The sequence below is a fragment of the Streptomyces fructofermentans genome, from assembly GCF_014651055.1.
GTDB lineage: Bacteria > Actinomycetota > Actinomycetes > Streptomycetales > Streptomycetaceae > Streptomyces > Streptomyces fructofermentans.
The window spans coordinates 40,766-54,326 of record NZ_BMWD01000039.1 but is presented as its reverse complement, the minus strand read 5'-3'; the positions used below and the strand labels follow the sequence as shown (position 1 = coordinate 54,326).

9 protein-coding genes are annotated in these 13,561 nt (G+C 72.4%); 1 reads left to right on the top strand and 8 read right to left on the bottom strand.

Annotated features, from left to right (window positions below):
* Together IE265_RS39165 and IE265_RS34590 are read right to left on the bottom strand one after the other, a co-directional pair.
* The coding region (locus IE265_RS39165; RefSeq protein WP_308434842.1) for an S-adenosylmethionine synthetase N-terminal domain-containing protein at positions 1-64 on the bottom strand (64 nt) is incomplete at its 3' end.
* A 202-nt stretch (positions 65-266) separates the two neighbouring features.
* Entirely contained in the window at positions 267-1,025 is a 759-nt protein-coding gene (locus IE265_RS34590; protein WP_190039725.1) for a helix-turn-helix domain-containing protein, read from the bottom strand.
* 1,114 nt (positions 1,026-2,139) lie between these two features.
* On the opposite strand from IE265_RS34590, the gene IE265_RS34585 reads away from it, so the two are divergent.
* Entirely contained in the window at positions 2,140-3,453 is a 1,314-nt protein-coding gene (locus tag IE265_RS34585; protein WP_373303092.1) for an NAD(P)/FAD-dependent oxidoreductase, read from the top strand.
* A gap of 655 nt (positions 3,454-4,108) precedes the next feature.
* Here IE265_RS34585 and IE265_RS34580 read toward each other — a convergent pair.
* The 6 genes from IE265_RS34580 to IE265_RS34555 all read right to left on the bottom strand — a co-directional run bounded on the left by IE265_RS34580 (position 4,109) and on the right by IE265_RS34555 (position 13,476).
* Complete coding sequence (locus IE265_RS34580) at positions 4,109-5,491, bottom strand: MFS transporter (protein ID WP_229916878.1); 1,383 nt, start codon at positions 5,489-5,491, stop codon at positions 4,109-4,111.
* A gap of 395 nt (positions 5,492-5,886) precedes the next feature.
* Positions 5,887-7,311, bottom strand: coding sequence for a cation:proton antiporter (locus tag IE265_RS34575; RefSeq protein WP_229916877.1), 1,425 nt, complete (start codon positions 7,309-7,311; stop codon positions 5,887-5,889).
* Positions 7,312-8,098: 787 nt separating this feature from the next.
* Positions 8,099-9,622: an MFS transporter gene (locus IE265_RS34570; protein ID WP_268255903.1), complete on the bottom strand. Its 1,524-nt coding sequence runs from the start codon at positions 9,620-9,622 to the stop codon at positions 8,099-8,101.
* Positions 9,623-9,811: 189 nt separating this feature from the next.
* Positions 9,812-11,293 (bottom strand): DUF6851 domain-containing protein, encoded by a 1,482-nt coding sequence (locus tag IE265_RS34565; protein WP_229916875.1) that lies wholly within the window; start codon positions 11,291-11,293, stop codon positions 9,812-9,814.
* Positions 11,294-11,436: 143 nt separating this feature from the next.
* A complete protein-coding gene (locus tag IE265_RS34560) occupies positions 11,437-12,345 on the bottom strand; it encodes an aromatic prenyltransferase (protein ID WP_229916873.1) in 909 nt (302 codons plus the stop codon).
* A 477-nt stretch (positions 12,346-12,822) separates the two neighbouring features.
* Positions 12,823-13,476 carry an undecaprenyl diphosphate synthase family protein gene (locus IE265_RS34555; protein WP_190039723.1) on the bottom strand — a complete coding sequence of 218 codons (654 nt, stop codon included), beginning with the start codon at positions 13,474-13,476 and terminating at the stop codon, positions 12,823-12,825.
* Between the last annotated feature and the right edge of the window lie 85 nt (positions 13,477-13,561).

Below are 13,561 nucleotides of genomic sequence, written 5' to 3'. Positions count from 1 at the left end.
GGTCAGCGATCTTGTCGGGGTGACCCTCGGTCACGGACTCCGAGGTGAACAGGCGACGGGACATGGCTCTCCGAGTCGGTGGTGGTGGATGGCGAACGGCCCGGCGGCGAAGGGCCGGGGGCGAAGGCCTGTGGGCGAACGGCCTTTGGTGAAGGGCCGGTTGGCGGGTGGTCCTGGAGGGGCGGTCGCTCGGGCGGGGTGCGGCCCGCGTCCGGGGGGGGGCGGCGGCGTCGGGTCGTGGGCGGCCGGTTCGGGTGCGGTGGGGGTCAGGCCGCCAGCGACTGGGGGTCGATGTCCATCAGGGCGGACAGGATCGGCGGCTGGCTCCAGTCGAGCGGGGACAGCGTGATGTCGAGGCGCTTCCCCCTGCCGCTCTCCACCCGTACGGGGCCGGCGGTGGCCACCAGCAGGGTGTGTTCCGCGTCCGGGGCGGCCCCGGGAGGTCTGCCGTGGGCCACCGCGTGGATGTACCAGGTGCCCGTGGGGACGCCGGCCAGGGTGAAGCGTCCCGGCGCGCTCACATTGCTCCAGGAGGCGGGGGCTCCTTGCATGATGGGGGTCGCGAAGGCGCCGACGTAGGCGGGTGAGAGGCCGGTTCCGACGGTACGCAGCACTCCCGAGACGGAGTTGGTGCGGTGGGCGTCGGCCGCGGGTTCGCTCCGCGGTGCCTCCGAGGGCGCCGGGGGCCGGGTGTCGTCACGGGCTCCGAGGGCCAGCTTGCGGTACTGCGTGGGAGAGAGCCCGACCGACTCCGTGAAGCGGCGGGTGAAGCTGCCGGTGCTGGAGTATCCGACCTGCACCGCGACGTCGGCGACGTTGAGCGTGGTGGTCATCAGCAGGCGCTTGGCCTCGTGGAGCCGTACCGCGCCCAGGAACCGTCCGGGAGTGACACCGGTGACCTTGGTGAACGTCCTCAGGAAGTGGTACTTGCTGACCATGGCGCTGCGCGCGAGGTCGTCGAGGCTCAGCGGCTCGCCGTAGCGTTCGCGGATGGTGGTGACGGCACGCTGCACTAGGTGCTCCATGAAGGGCTCCTGATTGCGACCGCCCGGCCGGCGCTGCGGCCGATGGGCTTCGAGTCGCTGATAGCTGTCGGTGGGGCGGGCAGGACGGGACGGCGGGGTCCGGGCCGCGGGTGGGCCGGGAAGGGTGGGGCCTGCGGCGGCGGAAGGGCGGCGGCGCGGCAGTCCAGGCCAACTCCAGTGCTTCAAAACGGAGTTGGGGATGTCACCTGGGCCGGTGGAGGGGTGCGGGCGGCCTCGGGGGCGCGGGCTCGTGGTGGCCGGCGGCCCACCGTCGCGGCGGTGAGCCGCGCGGCGCGGGTCACCGCTCTCGGGGCAGGGCGGAGCACCGGCCGGCCCGGGGCCTGCGGCCGGCCGGGCGGTCGGTGAGGTGGCGCAAGGGACGGGACGGGACGGTGGGGTAGTGCGGGTGCGGGTGCGGGTGCGCCGCGTCGGCGCTCCGGCGGCAACGGCCGACGTGGCGGGGGCGGTTGGCGTCCGTCATGCGGGAGGGGGCGGTGGGCGGCTGCCCGGCCGGGGCCCTGCGCCGGGCGACGGTTCGCGGGGCCGGCGGGCCGACACGCCCACGGACCAGCCCGTCAGGGGGCAGCGGTCGGTGGAGTGCTTCGCGGAGTCGGGGTCGGCGGTGTCCGGGCCCGTACCAATGCGTCCGCCCCGGCCGGTGGGCCGGGGCGGACGTCACGGCATGCGGCGGGGTGCGGGGGCCGTGTTCCCTGCCGTGGGGGCCGCTCCCCCGGTACGGCACGGTGGGCGCGGCGCGCACGCGCGGACCGGGTGCGGCGGCCGGGTGTCGGTTGCCGGCGGGCGAGGGCCCGGGACGCCTGCCATGAGGCCGTCGAGCCGGTCGGCATCCGTGCGGCAATGTCCGGGCAGGGTGGGCGTGCGGCGATAGTGACATGACCGGCGGGCCCGCGCCAAGAGCGCCTCGCCGTGACGCCGGCCACGCCGACTCCCCCCGTACAAGGGGTGGTTCGGGTCGTCGGACGGGATCGCGGGCGGCCCGTCGCGGTGGACTCCCACTGAGCAATCTCGGCGATGACACCGCCCGATCGCCCCCTGCACGCTTGTTGGCGAATGCGCTGTGCGGGAGCGGAGGAAGCCTTCACGCGACTCGCGGATGCGACCGGATCGGAATTGGGGAAGGTCTCGTATGTCGTCCACTCGCTTTGGGTTTTCTGACGATTTCGACGTCATCGTCATCGGCGGCGGACCCGCCGGTGCGACCACCGCGGCGCTTCTCGCCAAGCGGGGTCACCGTGTTCTCGTGCTCGAGCGTGAGCGGTTCCCGCGCTACCACATCGGGGAGTCCCTCATTCCCGGAGTCATGGTGCCCATGGAGGAGCTCGGCCTCAAGGAGCGCATGGAGGCCAAGGGCTTCGAGCGCAAGTACGGCGGCACGCTGGTCTGGGGCAACAACGAGGTCCCGTGGAACTTCTCGTTCACCACGGGCGGCCGCATCCCCTACGCCTTCCACACCCGCCGCGCCGACCTGGACACGATGATCCTGGACCGGGCGCGTGAGCTGGGTGCCTTCGTCGTGGAAGAGGCGACGGTGAAGGACTCCATCGAGGAGAACGGCCGCGTGGTGGGCCTCAAGTACACCGTGCGCGGGCTGGACGGGACCCACGAGGCCAGGGCGTCCCTGGTCATCGACGCCTCCGGGCAGGCCCGGGTGATCGGCAGGAAGTACTCCGAGATCACCTGGAACGAGCAGCTGCGCAACGTGGCGGTGTGGACGTACTTCGACAACTGCCACCGGCTGCCCGGCGACGAGTGGACCAACATCCTCATCGAGGGCACCCAGGAGGGCTGGTTCTGGGGCATCCCGATCGACAAGGGCGTGTTCAGCGTCGGCTATGTGACGCGTTCGGACGTCGCGAACCAGAGCGACAAGTCCCTGGAGGAGCTGTTCGTCTCCGAGATCGAGAGCACCACCAAGCTCAAGGAGCTCCTCAAGGACGCGACCCCGGCGGCGGGTTACCGCACCGCGCGCGACTGGTCCTACACCAACGACCGCTTCCACGGCGACGGTTGGGTGCTGGTCGGGGACGCCGCGGCGTTCGTCGACCCGCTGTTCTCGACCGGGGTCGCGCTGGCGACGCTGGCCGGCAGCACCCTGTCGAAGATCGTGGACCAGATACTCAAGCACCCCGAGATCGAGGAGAAGGCCCTCGACCGGTACTCCAACGCCTACCGGGACTTCTTCGACGACATCCGTTCGTTCGTCGAGGGGTTCTACGACCGTTCCAAGACCAAGGGCTACTACTTCGACCTGGCGCAGAAGATCAGCGACCCCGGCAAGAAGAACGACGCGCAGGTGGACTTCGTCAAGCTGATCTCCGGACTCAGCGGACGCGACGGCGGCCTGTTCGAGCTCAGCCTGGACGACCTCATCGAGGGCGTCACGGGTCCCTCGACCGCCGGGAGCTGACGCCCGGCCGCCCGTTCCGGCCGGTCCGCACAGCCGGCCGGAACGGGCCCACACCCCCGCTCCCCGCGCCTGCCGGTGCCCCCGCCGTGCGGCAGGGGCGGGAGCCGGTCACCGGCGGTGAAGTGCCGACGCGGGGATCCGCCCTCGTACGGGCCTCCAGGACCGGGGACGACGGATGGCGGACGGCCCCGGGCCGCGCCGTTGCCGTCGTTCAACGCGTGCACCGTGCCGCTGCCTCCGGTGCCTTTTCGGTGTCCGGTGCCTTTCGGTGTCCGGTGCCTTGCGATGTCCTTGATGTCTTCGCTGTCTTCGGCGCCTGTCTTCGCTGTCGGCGCCCTCGAGAGCCGTGTGTCGCCGGTCGGCCGTCAGGAGGTCGACGGCCCCGACCGCCTCGAAGGGCTGCCCGTCGCCGGGCGTCCCGGCCGAACTCCGCCCCGTACACACCGCATCGGGCGCCGGCACGGCCGCGGGAGGTCCCCGCGCGATGAACCGCCCGTCGGAACGGGCATCCACGCACAAGCCCGACGCGCGGGGCCCCGGGTGGGCCCCGCGCGTCGGGCTTTCGCCCTGTGCGGGCGCCCCGGAGCCGCGCCAACCGCACCGCGTGCAGGACGTGTCCGGGGCGCCGGATGCCGCCCGGGCCCGGGCGGTGCGGTCAGGTCCGCTCGGCGGCCGGGGTGGGCAGCGGGCGGGGGCCGGGGTGCGCCCTGGCGCCGTCCTCCCGGTTGCGGGCGTGCAGGGTGAGTGTGGCCAGGATGCCGAGTCCGACCGGGACGGCGAGGGTGAGCAGGACCGTGGGCAGGGTCCAGCCCGCTCCGACCATCAGCCCGCCGAGCAGTCCGCCGGCCACCGGGCCCAGTTTGCCCACGCTGTTGGCCCAACTCATGCCGGTGGCGCGGACGGCGGGCGGGTAGGCGACCGCGGCGTTGGCCTGCAGGGCGGCGTTGGCCGACGGCAGGCACAGGCCCAGGGCGAACGCACCCGCGAGCAGCGGGACGAACTGGGAGGCCCACAGGGCGGCCGCCGCGAAGCCCAGGACGCTCAGCGCCCACAGTCCGGCCAGTACCCGGAAGCGGTCGAAGTGCTTGAGGGCGTAGAAGGACACGGCGAGTTGGCCCACCAGGCCGCCCCAGCCGAACACCGCGACGGCCACGGCGGCCTGTGATCCGGTGAGGCCCTCGCGTTCGACGAGCAGGGGCAGGTAGCTGAGGATCACGAAGACGACGCCCTGGCCCACGAAGAAGCACAGCCACAGCAGCAGGGTGGTGGGGGCGAAGTCGCGGGACAGGATGACCCGTATCGCGGGCCGTCGGCGTCGGCCCGGGCCGGTCTGCTCCAGTACCACGTGGGTCAGGTCCTGGTCCGGTGCGACGGCGGCCAGGGCCCTGCGCAGTTCGGCCGGGCGGCGGGCGGCGAGCACGCCGACGGACTCGGGGACGAGCAGCAGGACCGGGGGGAGCAGCAGCAGCGGGGCGAGGCCGCACACCGCGAGGAGGGTGGGCCAGCCGTGGGCGGGGATGAGGGCGGAGGCGAGGCCGCCGCCGACGGCGGTGCCGGCGGTCACCCCGGTGAAGGCCAGGGCCACCATCTGCACCCGGCGCCGGACCGGTGTCCAGTCCGCGACCAGGGCCATGACGGTCGGCAGGACCGCGCCGAGGCCCAGGCAGGCTGCGGTCCGCAGTGCGGCGAACGGGGCGATGGAGTGGGTGAGCGCCATGCCCGCGGTGCCGAGGCCGAACACGGCGATGCCGGTGACGGTGACGCCCTTGCGCCCGTACCGGTCGGCGAGCGGGCCGGCGAGGACGCCTCCGGCGATCATCGCCAGGACGCTGAGCGTCACGGTGACGGTCACGGTGTCGAGGTCGGTTCCCCAGTCGTCCACGATCCTGGGGTAGACGAAGGCGACGACGGCGGCGTCGAGTCCCTCGGCGATCATCATGAGCAGGCCCAGGACCACGATGAGCCACTGGCGGCGGCTCATCGGGTTGCGGTCGACGAACTCCTGCGGGCTGAGCTGTGCCGGGGCGCCGGTGGTCATGGGCGGACCCTTTCGTCCGGGGGTGCGTGCGCGGGCGGGGCAGCTCGGCGAACGTGCGCGGCTGCTGTCCGTGGGGCGGCGGGTGGGCGGGCGGCGGGCCTGTGCCGGTCGTGGGTACGGGGTCGTCGGCGGGCCTGCGCCGACCGCGGGTACGGGGTCGTCGGCGGGGCCGGGGCCGGGCGCGTCGTACTGCCCGTAGGGCGGACACGCCGCTCCGGCCTGCCGCTTCCTCCGCGGTACGAAGGTGCCGTCGGAGCGCCGCCGCCGGGGCCGATGGTGCGGCTCCGGCGGCGACTCGGGCCGCGCCGCGGCTCCAACTGCGGCTGCGGTTCACGTTTCCGGTTGCGGCTGTCGCTGCCGCGGTGGCCGGGGGCTGCGGGGTGTCGCCGTGGGTGTCAGGTGCTGGGGCGGCCGGGGTCGCGGGCCGGTTCGGTGGGAGTGTGCTGTCCCGACTCGGTGGCGGCGTGCGGCTGTTCGCCCTGCGTGCCCGCGGTGCCGGCCGAACGCGCCGATCCGGCCCGTCCCGTGGTGCTGTGCACCAGGTTCCTGTCGCCCTTCCCGGCGTCGGCGTCGGTGTCGCCGTCGGCCGGTCCGCGTCGGAGCAGGACGTTCAGGACGGGTGCGGCCATGGCTGTGGTGACCAGGGCCATCAGCACCATGGTGGAGAAGAGTTGGACGCTGAGCAGGCCGAGGCCGAGTCCCACGTTGAGCAGTACCAGTTCGGTGAGTCCCCGGGTGTTCATCAGGACGCCCAGGATGGTGGACTGCCGCCAGTGCATGCCGGACAGGCGGGCCGCCAGGGCCACGCCGCCGAGTTTGCCGACGCAGGCGACGACGATGATGGCGGCCATCTCGAGCACTCCGCCCGCGGTCAGGGAGGTGAGGTCGACCGAGAGGCCGGTGACGACGAAGAAGACCGGCATCAGGAGCTTGCTGGTGGCCTCGATGGGGCCGAACGCCGCGTGCTGGAGCACGCCGTCCCGGTGCCGGGGCATGATCATGCCGAACATGAAGGCGCCGAAGATGGCGTGGATGCCGATGTGCGAGGTGGCGAAGGCCGAGGCGAACGCTCCGGCCGCGGCGAGGACCGCCACGTAGGGGGCGTGGGTGGGGGTCAGGCGGCGTGAGACGGCGGCGAGTAGCGGGCGGATCAGCCAGAGCATGACGGCGAGGTAGACGACGGACCAGGCCATCACGGAGAGGAAGCCGGCCGTCCCGGTGGCCGTGGTCATGGCCACCACGACCGCGAGCATGCACCAGGCGAGTACGTCGTCGGCGGCCGCGAGGCCCAGGGCGAGGGTGCCGACGCGGGTGGGCTGCAGTCCGTGCTCGGCGATGATGCGCGCGAGGACGGGGAACGCCGTGATGGACATGGCGACGCCGAGGAAGAGGGCGAACTCCGCGAACGGGATGCTGTGGCCGTTCACCACGTCGTGGCTCTGGTAGATCAGCGCGGCCAGGCCCATGCCCAGGGCCATCGGCAGCAGGATGGAGGTCAGCCAGATCGTTCCGGTGGAGCGGATGCGGACGCTGACGCCCTTGGTGTCGAACTCCCAGCCGATGATGAACATGAAGAGCAGCAGGCCGACTTGGGCGACGACGCCGAGGTGCGGACGGATCTCGGGCGGGAAGATCCGCTCGGGCAGGTCGCCGGGGAGGAGTCCGAGGACGCTGGGGCCCAGGCAGATGCCGGCGGTGATCTCGCCGATCACCGCCGGTTGGCCGACGCGCCGCAAGAGCACGATGAAGCCGGTCGCCACGGCGAAGATCAGGGCCATGCCACCGATCGCCGTGACGCTGATCCACTCAGCGTGAGCCACTGTGTTCTCCTGTTCGTCTGCGTCATGGGTGCGCGCCCCGGTCGCGCGGAGACGGGTGGCCGGGCGGCGCCCGGCGGCGGCTCGTGTCGCGGCGCGGGCCCGGCGACGGCGGGCGGGGCACGGGCCGGGGGCGTCCGGGCTGGGGCCGTGGGCGTACCGGGTGGGCGGGCGGCCGCGTCGGCGGTGGGAGGTCACGGCGGCGGGCCGGGCTTGCTGCCGGGCGGTCGGCTCACCGGCGCCCCCGCCCTCCGGCCGCCCCGACTTCCTTACGGCAGGGGCCTGTTGGGCTGTCGCCGGGCCGCGGCCGTGTGCCGGGAGGCCGCCGTACGGGTGCGCTCTCGCGTCGATGCGGCGCGGGGTGCGGGGTAAGGGGCGCGGGGGTGCGGGTCGGCGCGGTCACCGGTGGGCGCGCGTACGGGGTTTCGGGCCCGCGCGCCCGTACGGGAGGTCGGGCGCGGGATGCCGGGCGCGGGATGCCGGGTGCGCGCGGGTACGGGGCCTCGGGGTGGGCGGTGGGGCTGCCATCTGGGCGTGCAGGTGCGGGAGTTCGGTGTGTCCGGGTCCTGCCGTCCGGGCTGTCGGGGGGTGTCGGGTGGGGGAAATGCAGGAATCCCCGCCCCTTTCGCAGGGGCGGGGATCGGAGGCCACCGGATCCGGTCCGGTGCCCGGGGTGGGGTGGGCGTGGGCGGGGCCCGGGTGTCGGCGGGGCCGGCGGTGCCGGGTGGGTGGTCCCGGTGTCGCCGGCTGCCGGACGGCTGCTGGACGGCTGCTGGGCCCCGGGGGTGTGTCAGGCCTGTTCCGCCGGGGTGTGCTCGGCGGTGTCGGATGCCGCGGGGGCGGTGTCGGGGGTGGGCAGCGGGCCGCTGCGCAGCAGCAGGCCGGCGATGACGGCGCCGCCGGCGAAGATGGCGGTGCACCACCAGAACACCGTGGTGTAGCCGTCGATCGAGGCGAGTTGGAGCTGCTGCAGGGTGGGCTGGCCCTTCGCGTTGTCCTCCAGCCAGTGGGTGGCGGCGGTGGCGGCGATGGTGTTGAGCAGGGCGGTGCCCAGGGCGCCGCCGAGTTGCTGGCCGGCGCTGATGCAGGCGGAGGCGATGCCGGAGTCCTGGGTGTCGACGCCGGAGGTTCCGGTGCTCAGGGCCGCGGCGTAGATGAGGCCCATGCCCAGGCCGACGACCATGAGCGGGCCGAGGAGGTCGGAGGCGTAGCCGGAGTCGACGCCGATGCCGGTGAGCCAGGCCATGCCGGCGGCGCTGATGAGCAGGCCGGTGGTGATCAGGGGCTTGGGGCCGTACTTGGGCATGAGCTTGGTGGCGCCGATGCCGGCGCCGAGGGTGGTGCAGACGATCATCGGCAGGAGGGCGACGCCGGAGGTGATCGCGGAGTAGTCCAGCGTGGTCTGCATGTAGTAGATGAGGAACAGCAGGATGCCGAACATGCCGGTGCCGACGAGGAGCACGGTCAGGTAGGCGCCGCCGCGGTTGCGGTCGAGGACGATGCGGGGCGGCAGCAGGGGGTGCGCGGCGCGTGCCTGCCACAGGGCGAAGGCGATCAGCAGGGCGGCTCCGGCGGCGAGGAAGCCCCAGGTCGAGGGGGCGCTCCAGCTGTCCTCGGCGGCGTTGGACAGGCCGTAGACGAGGCAGAACATTCCTGCGGAGGCGACGAGGACGCCGGGTACGTCGATCCGGCCGCCGGCCTTGGGCTGCTTGGTGAGCAGGAGGATGCCTCCGGCGAGGGCGATGCCGGCGAAGATCAGGTTGACGTAGAGGCACCAGCGCCAGTCGAGTGCGGAGGTGAGGGCGCCGCCGATGATCAGGCCCAGGCCGGCGCCGCTGGCCACGACGCCGCTGAAGATGCCGAAGGCTTTGCCCTTCTCGTTCTGGTCGGTGAACGTGGTGGCCAGCAGGGCCAGGCAGGCGGGTGCGAGCATGGCGGCGAAGACGCCCTGGCTGGCGCGGGCGGCGACGAGCATGCCGAAGCCGGTGGAGGCGCCGCCGACGGCGGAGGCGATCGCGAAGCCGCTGAGGCCGATGAGGAAGCTCTCCTTGCGGCCGATCAGGTCGGAGAGCCGTCCGAAGAAGAGCAGCAGGCTGCCGAACGGGAGCGCGTACGCGGTGACGATCCACTGCCGGTCGGCGTTGGTGAACTCCAGCGCTTCCTGGGCCGAGGGAAGGGCCAGGTTCATCACGGTCAGGTCGAGGCCGACCATGAGGTAGGCGGTGCAGATGACGGCGAGTACCAGCCAGCGCCTGGGGTCCGCGGCCGCCCCCGGGTTCGGCCCGGCCGCAGGGGCTGCGTTTTGCGTTGCCATCAACAATCTCCTTGTTCCATCGAACGGACGTGGGGCGTCATCCCTAGGACGAGGACGGCCGTCCGCTTGTGACATGTCGGCCGCGCGGGGCCTGTCGGGGCGTCGTGCGGCGCCGGGGTGGGCCGGTGCGGCGGGGTGCGGGCGGCGGCGGGCGGTGCGCCCGGGGTCCGCCGCCGCCCGCGGGCGGGTTCAGTCCTGGACGTCGCCGTTGATGTGGCGCTGGATGAACTCGTGGGCGAGGTCGCCGAATTGGGCGCCGAACTCGATGGACCGCTCGGCCGTCGCCCGGAAGTGGACGCCTGCCCAGACGCGCGCGGCGGCGCTGTCGTTCTCGAAGTCGCTCCAGGTGTCCCAGGTCAGTTCGGTGTCCTGGGCGGGGGTGGTGCCCGGTTCGGTGCGGGTGGAGCCGGCGGGCAGGGTGGACTTCCAGTTCAGGACGTCGTCGCCGAGGAAGCGCCGGGCGGCCTGGGCCTGGGAGGCGCACAGGGTCGTGACGCCGGAGGGGTAGCCGGGGTGGTCGCCGGCGGGCAGGTAGCTCTCCCACTGGTCTGCGGGGATGCCGTCGACGGTTCCCTTGCCGGGGCCGCCCCAGGCGGTGACGGGGGTGTCGCCCAGGAGGTGGCGGACGGCGCCGGCGGGGCGGGGGGCCTCGTGTGCGCGCTTGTGGTGCCAGGCGGCGATCAGGCCGTCGAAGCGGGCCACGGAGGTGACCGTGAACAGGTGGCACCAGCCGTCCAGGTCGAGGCCGTGGGCCTCGGCGGCGGCGCGCGGTGCCAGGGTGACGCCCATGAGTTCGTTGTCGAAGAACTCGGCCTTGACCTTCTGTTCGTCGCTGAGCGCGGCCGAGGCCTGGAGGACCTCGTCGACGGCGCGGCGGTGTGCGGCGGTGTCGGTGTGGTCGAGTTCGTCGAGGGGGGCGAGCTTGAACTGGGTCGGGTCCTGGAAGGTGTGGGCCTTGACGCGTTCGAAGTGCGGGGTGGCGAACCGCTGGGTGACGAAGATGCCCATGTCGCCGGGTCCTCCGCCGACGCGGCGGCGGTGGGGGCCGGTGGTGGGCTGCCAGCGGGAGGGGTCGTTCAGGTCGTCGGGGGTGTTGGTGGGCCGGTGGCCGGTGTAGTCCGCGAAGGGGCGGGGGTGGTGGCTGCGGCCCTCGTCGCCGAGGAAGTTCATGCCGTCGCGCAGGCGGGCCTCGACGACGGCCTTGCCGGCGATGTTGCCGATGCCGATCGCGGTGGTGGGGTCCAGTGACTGGTCGTCGGGGTCGAGTCCGACGGCGAGCATTCCCTGGCGCATGACCTGGGCGCGCTCCTCGAAGACGACCCGTACCACCTGGTAGGAGGCGTAGAGGCCGGCGATGTTCTTGTTCCTGTTGGTGGCCGCCTCCTCGGCGGGGCGGCGGTCGATGCGTGAGTACACGCCGACGGCGGTGGGGTGGTAGGGCGCCATCGCGTCGAACCAGGACAGCTGGAACAGGTGGGTGATCCAGATGTAGATGGTCGAGTCGTTGGGGCCGATGCCGCTCTCCGGGGGGAACGCGCCGCCGGCGTTGGTGGTGACCAGGTCCCGGATGAAGTTGCCGTTGTCGAAGTCGAATCCGATGCCGGGCGGCTTGGCCGCGGGGCCGGGGGCTGCGGCGGCGGGGGGCGGGGTGTGACCCGGGGGCGTCGTCATGGGGTGTCCTTTCCTCAAGTTGCGGGTGCCCGGGGCCCGTTCGGGCGCGCGGCCCCCTGTTGCCTGTTCGCGGGGGCGGGCGCGGGGCGGGGTGCGCGGTGGTCGGCGCGTTCCCGTCAGGGCGGGCGGGGCGGGGGTTCGGGTTACACCTGTTCCGTGCGTGCTGCCGTCAGTGCTCTCAGCTGCTCGTCGGAGATCTGGTAGTACGAGCCGAGGTCGAGGCATTCCCTGTCGGGTGACCATTTGACGACCGAGGCGCAGATGCGTTCGCCGCTGTAGGTGTGCGGGGCGCTTCTCATGAATTTCTCGATGCCCGGTTCGATCGGGGCGGGCAGGGCGGAGAAGTCGATGCCGCGGCGGGGCTTGGGGGCGAACGAGATCCGCTGGATTCGCGGGGAGTCCCAGCTGAGGGTGGTGTAGACGCGGTAGGCCGTGCAGGCGAACGCGAGCATCTCCTCGTCCGGGTCGGGGAGTCCGATCTCCCGGAGCATGGCCAGGACGCCCTCGGGTTCCAGGCCGGTCGCGGTGGGGAGTTGGAAGTACACGTTCATGGTCCGGTTCTGGTAGTCGATGCCGAGGACCGGTGTGCGTTCCAGGCCGTGTCCGTCGAAGAAGCTGGCGTTCTCGGTGAGGGCGGCGGGCATGGAGGGGATGGCGGCGAGTTGGGGGACGCTCTGCGCGTCGGTCAGCAGGGCGTAGATCTTCTTGAAGCCGCCGGTGACGCCGCAGTCGATGGCGTGGAAGCCGATGCGGACCTGTCGGCGCAGGTCGGCGAGGAGGTTGTTCACGGGATGGTCGACGGTGGGTACGAAGCCCGCGGCGCGGGCGCGGGCGTACGGGTCGTCGATCCCGGTCACCTGGACGGTGTATTCGAGTTCGGCCGGGCCCTCGCCGGTCTGTGCGCTGAAGACGACGCCGCTCTGGGCCGTGATGCCGTCGGCGAACGCGGTCAGGGTCGGCAGGACGTCGTCGCGGGAGCAGTCCGCGCCCACTGATCGGGCCGATTCCTCAATGGCCGCGTACAGTTTCTCCGCCTCGGTGGCGCCGGACATCCGTCCTCCATGCAGTCGACGTGAGCAAGGTTGTTCTCCGTACGGATGGCCGCGCCCGGTCCGGGTCGGGGAATCGGGGTGCGTCGCGGCGGCCCGGTGGCGTGTCGCATGTACGGGGCCGGAATTTCTCGTACGGCGCGGGTTCTCGTTTGGGTACGGCGCTGCGATTCGTGCCGGGCGTGCGGCCCGACCGGCGTCGGCGACGACACTAAAAACGGTGCGCGAGGCCTGTCAACAGACCTTGGTGCGGGCCGAATCGGCGGGGGTGCCGGATTCGGAAAGTGTGAGGTCGGCGGGGTGCGGAGGGCATTGTCTTCGAGTGCGGTTCAAGGGGTTCGGGAGCTGTCCTGTACGGCGTTTCGAGAGCGGTGGCCGCGCGGGGCGGCCACCGGCGCGTGCCGGTCGGGGCGGTGGCACGGCCGGTGGCCCGGGCGGGGCGCGGCCCGGCTTCCGGCGGCGGTGGTGCCGGCCGTGGGCTCAGGTGGGGTAGACGCCGTAGCGGCGGTCGCGGTCGCGCAGGTCGGCGATCGCGGCGTCGAAGTCGGCCCGTGTCATGTCGGGCAGCAGCAGCGGGGAGAAGTACATCTCGGCGAACGGGGACATCAGCGGGGTGAACGACGACATGCGGTAGGCGCCGCCCATCCGGATGAGGTAGTCGACCGGTTCGGGGATGTAGGCGTTCTCGGCGATGAGTTCCTCGGTCAGGGCCGGGACCTTGCCGTTGAACTTGTCGAAGATGGAGATGATCTCGTGGGAGAGGGACATGCCCATGATGTAGTGCAGCGTGAAGTCGGATTCCTTGTCGGACTTGTCGCGCAGGACGTCCAGCTCCGAGAGCCAGTTGTCGGGTACGACGTCGAGGGTGCCGGTGAAGTCGAAGGCGAGGCTGTCGTGGTTGCGGCGGACGACCTCGGTGAACGCGTTCATGGCGGTTTCGACGGCGGCGGCGGAGCGGCTGTAGTTCGCGACGGAGGAGACGGTGATGTAGAGCTTGCTGAAGCCCTCCTCCCGGGCCCAGCCCGTGAATTCGACGAGTTTGTCGGTCATCGCCGCGTAGCTCTCGTCGAGTGAGACGCCCTGCTTCTGGGACCAGCGGCGCATTCCGTCGGGCAGCAGCATCAAATTGCTCACCGTGATCTCCTTTGGTTGCGTGGTCTGTCGGTGCGGGAAATGGGAGGGCCGGGGCGTGCCGGCGGGCTGGGTGGCGCGTCGGGCG

Bases quoted from the DNA above. Each gene is read 5' to 3' on its own strand.
- IE265_RS34580 (WP_229916878.1), bottom strand. From the start codon at position 5,491: ATGACCACCGGCGCCCCGGCACAGCTCAGCCCGCAGGAGTTCGTCGAC.
- IE265_RS34570 (WP_268255903.1), bottom strand. From the start codon at position 9,622: ATGGCAACGCAAAACGCAGCCCCTGCGGCCGGGCCGAACCCGGGGGCG.
- IE265_RS34590 (WP_190039725.1), bottom strand. From the start codon at position 1,025: ATGGAGCACCTAGTGCAGCGTGCCGTCACCACCATCCGCGAACGCTAC.
- IE265_RS34560 (WP_229916873.1), bottom strand. From the start codon at position 12,345: ATGTCCGGCGCCACCGAGGCGGAGAAACTGTACGCGGCCATTGAGGAA.
- IE265_RS34565 (WP_229916875.1), bottom strand. From the start codon at position 11,293: ATGACGACGCCCCCGGGTCACACCCCGCCCCCCGCCGCCGCAGCCCCC.
- IE265_RS34585 (WP_373303092.1), top strand. From the start codon at position 2,140: ATGCGACCGGATCGGAATTGGGGAAGGTCTCGTATGTCGTCCACTCGC.